The sequence below is a fragment of the Nocardioides sp. Root151 genome, from assembly GCF_001427925.1.
In the GTDB taxonomy this organism is placed as follows: domain Bacteria; phylum Actinomycetota; class Actinomycetes; order Propionibacteriales; family Nocardioidaceae; genus Nocardioides.
The window spans coordinates 1338038-1347148 of the sequence record NZ_LMGG01000004.1 but is presented as its reverse complement, the minus strand read 5'-3'; the positions used below and the strand labels follow the sequence as shown (position 1 = coordinate 1347148).

At 65.6% G+C, this 9111-nt stretch carries 8 protein-coding genes and 1 pseudogene; 2 read left to right on the top strand and 7 right to left on the bottom strand.

What is annotated here, in order from left to right; genetic code table 11:
* Nucleotides 1-351: 351 nt before the first annotated feature.
* Nucleotides 352-1046 (bottom strand): annotated as a pseudogene (locus ASD66_RS15050) (DUF6308 family protein).
* Nucleotides 1047-1116: 70 nt separating this feature from the next.
* Nucleotides 1117-1872 carry a DnaB-like helicase C-terminal domain-containing protein gene (locus ASD66_RS15045; RefSeq protein WP_056891389.1) on the bottom strand — a complete coding sequence of 252 codons (756 nt, stop codon included), beginning with the start codon at nucleotides 1870-1872 and terminating at the stop codon, nucleotides 1117-1119.
* Nucleotides 1873-2021: 149 nt separating this feature from the next.
* On the opposite strand from ASD66_RS15045, the gene ASD66_RS15040 reads away from it, so the two are divergent.
* On the top strand, nucleotides 2022-2702 hold the full coding sequence (locus ASD66_RS15040) for a hypothetical protein (RefSeq protein WP_056891388.1): 681 nt from the start codon (nucleotides 2022-2024) through the stop codon (nucleotides 2700-2702).
* 174 nt (nucleotides 2703-2876) lie between these two features.
* Nucleotides 2877-3953 carry a hypothetical protein gene (locus ASD66_RS15035; protein ID WP_156388696.1) on the top strand — a complete coding sequence of 359 codons (1077 nt, stop codon included), beginning with the start codon at nucleotides 2877-2879 and terminating at the stop codon, nucleotides 3951-3953.
* Between the two features lie 343 nt (nucleotides 3954-4296).
* Here the strand turns inward: ASD66_RS15035 and ASD66_RS15030 are convergent, their stop codons facing one another.
* From ASD66_RS15030 to ASD66_RS15010, 5 genes are read right to left on the bottom strand one after another with little or no spacing between them, the layout of a single operon-like run.
* Entirely contained in the window at nucleotides 4297-5070 is a 774-nt protein-coding gene (locus tag ASD66_RS15030; protein WP_056891386.1) for a hypothetical protein, read from the bottom strand.
* 1 nt (nucleotide 5071) lies between these two features.
* On the bottom strand, nucleotides 5072-5935 hold the full coding sequence (locus ASD66_RS15025; RefSeq protein ID WP_056891385.1) for an ABC transporter permease: 864 nt from the start codon (nucleotides 5933-5935) through the stop codon (nucleotides 5072-5074).
* Nucleotides 5932-6879 carry an ABC transporter ATP-binding protein gene (locus ASD66_RS15020; RefSeq protein ID WP_056891384.1) on the bottom strand — a complete coding sequence of 316 codons (948 nt, stop codon included), beginning with the start codon at nucleotides 6877-6879 and terminating at the stop codon, nucleotides 5932-5934. The genes ASD66_RS15025 and ASD66_RS15020 overlap by 4 nt, the downstream gene beginning before the upstream one ends.
* A gap of 51 nt (nucleotides 6880-6930) precedes the next feature.
* A complete protein-coding gene (locus ASD66_RS15015; protein WP_056891383.1) occupies nucleotides 6931-8328 on the bottom strand; it encodes a sensor histidine kinase in 1398 nt (465 codons plus the stop codon).
* Entirely contained in the window at nucleotides 8325-9011 is a 687-nt protein-coding gene (locus tag ASD66_RS15010; RefSeq protein WP_056891382.1) for a response regulator transcription factor, read from the bottom strand. The genes ASD66_RS15015 and ASD66_RS15010 overlap by 4 nt, the downstream gene beginning before the upstream one ends.
* Nucleotides 9012-9111 lie beyond the last annotated feature (100 nt).

Genomic DNA, 9111 nt, shown 5'->3' with positions numbered 1-9111 from the left:
CTGGCCAACGGCAAGCTCCACTTCAGCAACAGCGACGGAACGCTGCAGACCGTGCAGTGGCAGGACGGGGCGGTGCCGGGAACGGTCCAGACCCTCAGCGGCCCTTCCGTCGACGGCCACGACTGGAGCACTGGGGCCCTGTTCCTCAGGGCTCCGTGAGAGGACGCACACGGTCATGACCATGACGANNCAGGACTCCTCGGCCCGCCCAACTGGCTGTTCGTTCCCTGGTCCGGCGGTACGGCGAGCAGACGGCTGCTCGCCGTCCGCTGCCGGACTACCTGATCATCGGGTCCAAGAAGGGGGGAACGTCCTCATTGACGAACTGGCTCATCCAGCACCCCGACAACCTCAGGATGTTTCCTGACAGGACAGCTTGGAGTGCAGCCATCGGATCACGCGTGGTCCTTTCCGACGCGACTCAGGGACGTACTGCTTGCCTTCCATCCAGGTCAGAACGTCGAACACCCGGATGGCTGAGACCGCTTCGGGTAGACCCGCATCACGCCGGAGCCTGAGCAGACGCTCGTGAAGATCAGGGTCAGCGTTCAGGAGCGCTCGCAGTGGTTCCACAACTGCTTCGAGCCGATCACATCCGCAACGACTGAGTCATAGATCGGTCTGAGGCGTGGTCTCTTGCGCGCCAACAATTTGCTGGCCATCGTCGCGCCGACGTCGGGCAGGCTGGTCAGTTCCTTCCACAGCTTCGTCCCTGCCCAGTCAGCGCTCCACGGGGCACGCTCCTCGACAAGATCCCGATCCTCACCCAGCGCCTCGAGCAACTCCGTGAACCGCCCCGCTCGGGTTTCGAGAAGCAGGATTGCGGCAAGCGCAGGAACATGTACGGAGAGGAGCGTGACGGCTACCAAGTCATCGGCAGTGAAGCGGTCCCGGTCAACTGACCGAGTTCCGCTGTTGTCCCACGTGTCGAATCTTGCCCCAGTGAAAGGGCTGGCCTGCCGGTATGACCCGAGGCCGTAATAGCGATACAGGACCTCGCGGGCGGGCCCATCATCAGAGTCCTGCAGGAGTTGTGGCAGTCGCATGGGAGGACCCTCGCATGTCTCCGCTTACGCCACGTTACGAACGAGATATCTCCGGAATGGGGTTTGTAGGTCACGACGCAGAGTCCACGAATCGTGAGAAGTGGGCTTGATACAACGTGGGGATCGTGCGGGTGGGACCCCACCGGTTGTTGTGAATGTGCAGATCCGCTTCCCCGGGCCTCTGATCACCAGTCGGAAGGCCCCTGTGCCTCACTTCCAGGACGACATCGGCGACGCGTGCCCACGTGGAATCCAGGTCGCCGTCTTCTCCTATCACGTGGTGGCGGGGTAGGGAGATCAGAACGAACAGCCCTGCGGCGGCGTACGCGGCCAGGGACGTCGGCGTGAGGCCAGCGACGCGGTCGGCGTCGTCAATCAGCACAGCGGTCGGCTTCATCGCCGCGTGACCGGGGTGTACTTCGGGGACGTAGACGTCCTCGCCCTGGGCATACAGGCACAACGACAGCGCCTGGACCTTTTCGCGAGCACGGCCCAGTTTCCCTTGATGCGAGTCGTCCAAGGATCCCTCATTGAGACGATCCAGCGGCAACAACCCAGTCAGGGACAGCAAACGAGAAACGATGACCCAAGGTGCCTCACGCGGGGTGACCAGATGGACAGTTTGACCGGGCTCACCGGCGACCGCCGCGGCCCACTGCGTCATGAGCGTGGTCCTCCCCTCACCGGGAACACCGAGCAGGAGCCAGACCCGGCCCGGGACCATGCCACCCGTCAGCGAGTCGAGCTCGGTGAACCCCGAAGGGGCGACCTTCGCGGATGGACGCTCGGCGTCGTACGCGGCGAGAAGGTGTTCGGCAATCAGCACACCAGGCATCCTGCCGACGCCACCGACAGACCTTGGCCCGAGTCCCCGGCTATGGCCCCGTCCGATGTGTGCGTGCTAGGCGGCGGAAAGACGCGACTTCATTCTTGCATCGCTAAGCGCAGAGGAACCTGGGCGGCGATACTTGCCATATGGGAAGCGATGAGGAGACGCAGCCCTTCGTGGTGGTCCCGGTTAGGGACTCTCTCGAGAGTCGGCTATTCATCGAACTGTCGAGCTTCGGATCGGACCTTGCCGAGGCCCGCAACGCACTAGATCTGGCCATCCAAGGCTTTGAGGCGGGATCGGTGCTCGCTGATGCCAGCCATCACCTGGTGGGGCTTGCCGTGATCGCCTACTGCCGCACGGTCCAGCACTCGAATGTTCGTGGCTGCATGACGGATCACGTCGCTGTTCCAGAAGAGCTAGCCGACGTCCACGATCAGGTGCGGGTGTACAGGAACGCGACTGTTGCGCACTCGCAGTCCGAACTCGCGGTCACGTACGCGGTCGGCGTCCTCGATTCGCGCACCCTCAAGGTTCGAGACGTCGCTGGGTTGACGGTCGTGGTCCCACCTCCGGCGCAGATGGTCCTCGAGTTCCGTGGACTGATCGAGGAGATGGAGCGTCGCCTCGACGACGTCTTGGAGCCTGTCCGAGCCAGCTTGATGAAGGCCTTGATAGGAGTGGACCCCAGTCAGCTAAGAGACGCTGCAGGGCCGGAGATCCAAGAGAAGTGGGCGCACGAGTTCAACGCAAGGACAAAGCGAGCGCCCTATCCCACGGGCCACACGGTGTATTGGGACGCCGTCGCAGATGAGCCACGCGAGTGATTCCGCCGGTTCCGCAGTGTCCGCCAGGCGGCGGAATGTCGCACCCACCCGGCGGGATCTGACGGTACTGGTTCCGTAGGGATTGCCTGCATTCAGGTTTGTTGAGTCTGCCACCGCCGCGCGATGTCCCAATGCGAATGCTGGCGGAAACAGTTCGCGGGGAGAATGGCAGACGTGTCCGATGAATCTGCTCCCCTAGATATCCAGAAGCTGATGCGCGATCTGACGGAGTCAGAGCGCCAACGGCGACTGATTGAAGCCGAACGACCGACTGCCGGACAGATAGGCGAAGTCCTGGCGATGTCGGTCAGTCTGTCGCAAAGGGTTATGGATGCTAGCCGCAACGTCGTGTTCTTAACCAGCGGCGAAGACCCCGACGAGGACTACGGACTTCGATACATGACAGGCTCAATGGCGGATCAGGACGCCGCCTGGCTGTCAGACCACCTGTCGTTCGACGTCCCGACGGATGAGGACGGCGATCCCATCGTCTATCTAGCGCATCCCTTAGTTGATCCGGTTAGGTGCACGCTGGACTTTGTCCAGCGATTTGTACGCGCAGCAATGGATCACCTCGAGGCTCTTGGGCATCTCGTGCAAAACGATGTCGGGTTTCGAGCAACCGCTGTCCTTAGCCGCGCGGCGCTCGAAGCGTGCGCAGCAGCCTGCTACTTGACCGATTCCAAGGTGTCCCCTGCTGAGCGGATCCGGCGACTCTGGAATCTCCAGTGCGAGCAGCTAACGGAAGAAGCGCTCCGCGACAACGATGGCTGGGAAGAGGCCAGAGTGCACCGTGAGGCTGTCTTATGTGCTGCGGAATCGGTCGGCTTCGAAGTTCATAGGGTGAAGCCCAGTGAGCGTTACCGATCGCCAAAGGTGCTGTCGGAGGACGGGAAGCCTCGATCGAGCACAATCGAGATGATCGAGACCGTTTTGACAGCCGACCTCGGCAGATCGATGTGGCAGGGACTGTCTGACGTCGCGCACTCAAGATCATCCGGGCTGATGTATCTCGACGAAGTGTCGCCCCGCGACAAGCAGATTGTCGCAATGCGGACTGAGTCAATCGCGTTCCACGCAATGCCCGCGCTGCTCGCTTTCGCAGGCCTCGGTGAGCATCTAGAGAACTACCTCGGGTGGGAAGATCTCTCGTGGAGAGAAGCTTTCGAGCCAGTCATCCAGCTGTGGAGCGCCAGTTCGGGAGGAGCCGACGACGTGATCCGTCGGAGGTTGGGGCTCTCTGCGCACTAACTTACCGTGCAAGGTGCGCCAGCGGTCCAGACTCAAGTGCGGGCGCTTCGCCATCCTCATCGAATTCAATCGACGGTTCCACATGTGTCAGCGGGGCAGGGGCTTTCTGCAAGCGGCAGTGACGACTCGTCCTACCCGCTAGTGGGCGTTGGCGGGGGCAAACATGGGACGGGGGAGTGCAGGACCTCGCTGCCTGAGCGACTCCCCTCAACAGACGTGTGCGCGAGATCCGCGGCGCGACATTCACGACGCAAATTGCCGGCTGGGTTTGATCGCCAACGAGCGCCCCGGGCCGTTTACCACCGCGCGATTTGTCGCGTGTCGGGGTAGTCCGGGAAGGTCGTCAGCGTTGGACCGGCAGCGTCGGTGGTGGCGGTGCCACGCCCGCGGTGGTGGTCACTGTGTAGGTCACGTTCTTGGCCTTCGCAGGCAGTGCCCGGGGCAGGTTCAGCGAATCGGTTGCCTGCTCGGTGAGGGAGAAGTCGACCGCCCCGAGGGAACTACCGTCGGCGGTGCCGGTGAGCGTGCCTCTGCAGCCTCCGGCTCCCTCGGCGCAGGCCAGGTCCACGCGGAGTCGTCCCGAATCGTCGGGGGTGGCGGTCGTGCTGGTGATCCTGACCGCTGACGGGAAGGTGACGTGCGTCGGAGTGTTGTCGGACTGCGGGTTGAAGCACGCGTCGAACTCGTATACCGGGTTGGTCACGGTCTTTCCGTCTGCGGCGGCGATGGTCTGGTAGCCGATCAGCGAGGAGGGGCCTCCGGCGGTGTAGCAGCTGTTGCTGTGGACGGAGAGTTCGAACTTGCCGTAGCCGGTGGTCGGCATGGGCACGTTGGGGTCGTCCCAGCTCATCAGGCAGACCCACGAGGTGCCGGGTCCGTTCTGCGGCACGCCCGGCCCCTTGTCGCACATCGCCTGTGCGTGCAGAGACTTCGGCGAGATGCCCTTGTGCCCGAGCAGTGCGGCCTGTTGGCTGTAGACGTTGCTGAACGACACAGCGATCGATCGCTCGAGTCGGGGTTTGGTGACACTGCTGCCGCCGCTGGTGGCCCGGGCGAAGAGACCGAGGCCGGCCAGCACGACCACGGTGGTGAGAAGGATGGTGATGATGCGTCGCATGTCAGCCTCCGGTGATGTCGCGACGAACGGTGATGGCCAGGGCCAACCCCAGGGTCAGGACGGTCCACACTGAGCAGGCGACGAGCCCGATCAGGAACGGGCCGGTGAACGCCGGGGTGGCCAGGAACCCGTGCCAGGCCTCGTAGGCGGTGGTGGGCAGGTAGGGCCTCAGGGCCTCGGCACCACCCGTGGCACCGACCAGTTGCATCACCATTCCGATGACAGTGGGTGCGGCCACGCCGACTGCGACGCTGCGTGACCACACGGAGAGAAGGATGGCCAGTGCGGTGAACGCGACGCTGGGTGGCAGTGTGCTCAGCCAACTGGCGCTGACGAGTCGCCAGGCCGTTGCCGGCGGCACCAGTTGCCCCGACAGTCCGGTCAACGTCCCGTGGCCGCCGATCAGCACACTGGACACGATCGTGGAGGCGGCGAGGACCCCCAGTCCGAGGGCGGCGAAGCCGAGTGCGGTCGTGGTCTTGGCACCGAACAGCGACGCCCGGCTGACGGATCTGGTCATGATCGTCTTCCAGGTGCCGTGGTGGTCCTCGCTCGCGAAGATGTCACCGGCCACGACGGCGGTGAGCAGGGGCAGCAGCCACTGTCCCGCGAAGCCGAGCACCAGCAGCGTCAGCGCGAAGCCGTTGGTGGTGGCGAAGCGTCCGAAGAGGGTGTCCTTGGGCGGGTTGCCCTGGGCGTGGATGATCAGTGCGATCGGAACGGGTGCCAGCAGGGCGCCGGCGAGCACGGCTCTGACTCGCACCTGGGCGCGTAGCTTGCGGACCTCGAACGCGAGTGCTGCGCCGAAGCCGGCACGATCCGTGGTGGCCTCGACCCGGCGATGGTCGGTGGCTGTGAGTGTCATCTGCTCTCGACCTCCTCCGCGGGACCTGGAGCCGACTCCGTATCGGTGAGCATGAAGAACAAGGACTCGAGTGGGGTGCGGGTCGGGGTGAACTGACGAAGCCGTACGCCGCTGCCGACGACGTCGGCGACGAACGCGCTCACGGTTTCGTGTGCACCGGACGCGACCAGCGTCGAGTGGTCGACGCTGAGGGTGACACCGGGGTGTCGGTCGGCGAGCACGGAGGCTCGTTCGTTGTCGTCCGTGTCGAGCAGGTAGCCGGGGTCCGGTGCCATCGCCCGCAGGTCCGTGATGCTGCCGTGGAAGGCGACCCCTCCTCGGTTCATGATGGTGACGTTGCTGCAGATCTCCTCGACCTCTTCCATGTTGTGGGAGGAGAGCAGCACGGTCAGGCCGCTGTCCGCCAACCGCTTGACGAGGGCCCGCATGTCGCGGATGCCAGCCGGGTCGAGGCCGTTGGCGGGTTCGTCGAGCACCAGCAGCTTCGGCTCCCGCAACAGGCTTGCCGCCACCCCGAGCCGTTGCCGCATCCCGTAGGAGTAACCGCCGACCTTGAGGTCGGCGTGATCGGTCAACTCGACCGTCTCGAGCACGTCGTCGACCTTGCCGCGGCGAACACCACCGTCGAGGCGAGCCAGGCCCACCAGATTCTGCCGACCCGTCAGGTAGGGGTAGAACCGCGGCGACTCGATGAACCCGGAGACGCCCTCGAGCACTCGGATCCCGTCACGCTCCCAGGTGCGGTCGAAGACCCGCAGGTTGCCAGAGTCCGGGCGAATCAGGCCGAAGAGCATGCGCAGGAACGTAGTCTTTCCGGCACCGTTGGGCCCGAGCACGCCGTACACCTCACCGGGTGCCACCCGGACCGAGATGTCATCGACGGCGCGGATCTCGCCGAAGCACTTGGTGATGCGCTGGGCATCCACGGCGAGTGATGGGGTCATGGCGACGACCGTAGGGAGCCGGACATGAAGCCACGATGAAGCGTCTCCCGGTCACGCCGTGGGGAGCAGGACGGTCGCCGTCATCGCCGGGCCGTGGACGCAGGGCACCGGCACGCTCAGGCCATGTGAGACATGGTGCCCGTCGAAGCAGAGCCGGAGTTCGCCGCCACAGCTCACGGTCAACGACGCGACGAGAGCCAGGCCCAGACCGGCGCCGGGTCGTGACCTGGCCTCGCCCGCCCGCGTGAAGCGTCGAGTGGCGGTGGCCAGCAGGTCAGGCGGCATGCCATCGCCACCGTCCGTCACCTGGAGTCGTGCCCATGAGGGGTCGGGGTGGTCGAGACGTACGTCGTGAGGCGGTGCGCCGTGGGCCGATGCGTTGTCGAGGAGGTTGGTCAGGATCCGTTCGATCGCGAGCTCATCGAGCGCCACCCGCAGGGTGGAGACCAGAGAACTCAGGCTCACCTCGACCGCATGTCGGGGATCGACGACGCGGCGCTGGTCGACCACCCTGGCCGCGATCGTCGCGAGGTCGCCGGTGCCCGTCCGTGCGCCGGCGGAACCCAGCTGCAGCAGGTCTTCGGCCAGGTCGGCCAGCCGGTCCACGTCGACCTGGAGCTCGTCGAGGATCCGCTCGTGTTCGGTCACCGACCGTGAGCGCCGTCTGGCGAGCTGAATGCGACTGCCGATCAGGGTGACCGGCGTGCGGAGCTCATGGCTCGCCTCGTTGACGAACTGTCGCTCCCGGTCCAGCGACCGCTCGAGGCTGGCCAGCATGTCGTTGAACGTGTGGCCCAGACGGGTGACCTCGTCGTCGCGTGTGGCGGGGACCTGAAGTCGCAGGTCGGTCGCGCCGGCAGCGATGTCTGCGGCCTGTCGGCGATAGCGCTCGACCGGTCTCAGGGCGGCTCTCGCCAGGCGCTCGCCGACGAACCCGGTCACCAGCAGCGCTCCGAATCCAGCCAGGGCGAGCTGAAGGAGGAGCTCACGCAACGCCTCGTCGCGGTGGTCGCGGCGTACGCCCACCAGGACGTAGCGGGTCGGCGTCCCGGAGACCTTGACGATCTGGACGCGGTAGGGGTCCTTCGAGGCCGGAAGCAGGTCGCCCACGTCGACGGTGGACGGGTTCGAGTCGACCTCGCGGAGCACTCGGGTCGAGACCATGGCCGAGGATCCGGCGGGTCCTCCGTGGTCGAGGACGGTGCCGTCGGCGCCCAGCACCTGCCACGCCACCCCGGTGGCCTCGGCACTGGCGCGGTTCGTCATCGTGCCCGTCGGCCCGACGAGTGGAGTCAACGTCTCGGTGGCCCTGGCCAGGTCACTGTCGAGTCCTCGGTCGAGGGCGTAGTGCACCCGCGAGTAGACGAACGCGCCGGCCGCGAGCAAGACGACGAACATGGCCGCCGAGAACCCGGCGACGAGTCGGACCCGCAGCGGCAGCCGCCTCATCGCGGCGCTGCCGGCTCGAGCCGATAGCCCACGCCGCGAAGCGTGGAGATCGTGTCGGTGTCGAAGGGCTTGTCGACCTTGGCCCGGATCGCGGCCAGGTGCACGTCGATGACGTTGCTCCGCAGATCGGTCTCCCCGTCCCACACCTCGTCGAGGATCATGAGGCGGGTCACCACCTGACCGGCATGGGTGGCGAGCAGGTAGAGGATGTCGAACTCACGTGCCGACAGGGCAAGGTCAACGCCGCCGCGGGCAACTCGGCGCGCCACAGGGTCCACCACCAGGTTCCCCACCTGCACGGGGGCCCGGTTGGCCAGGCTGCCCCGACGGCGCAGGGCACGCAGACGGGCGAGCAGTTCGTCGAGGTCGAAGGGCTTGGGAAGGTAGTCGTCGGCACCGGCGTCCAGCCCCTCGATCCGGTCGCGGACGTCTCCGCGTGCGGTGAGCATCATGATCGGCGTCGACGCCACACCCAGGTCGCGCAGCCTGCGGGCGACGCTGACGCCGTCCAGTCGGGGGAGCATCCAGTCGAGCAGGGCCACGTCGTACGCCCCGTCTCGCAGCAGGCGGTCATAGGCGGACCGGCCGTCGTGCACGACGTCGACCGTCCAGCCGGCCTCCACCAGTGACTCCTCAAGCACCGCCGCCAGTCGTACGTCGTCCTCGGCAACCAGGATCCTCATTGTCGGCTGACCTCCTCCGTCGACTGGTGGGCACGAGGGTGGCCCAGCAGTTCACGGTATTCCTCGTGGACGCTCGACGCTCGCTACTCTTCTTTGCCCG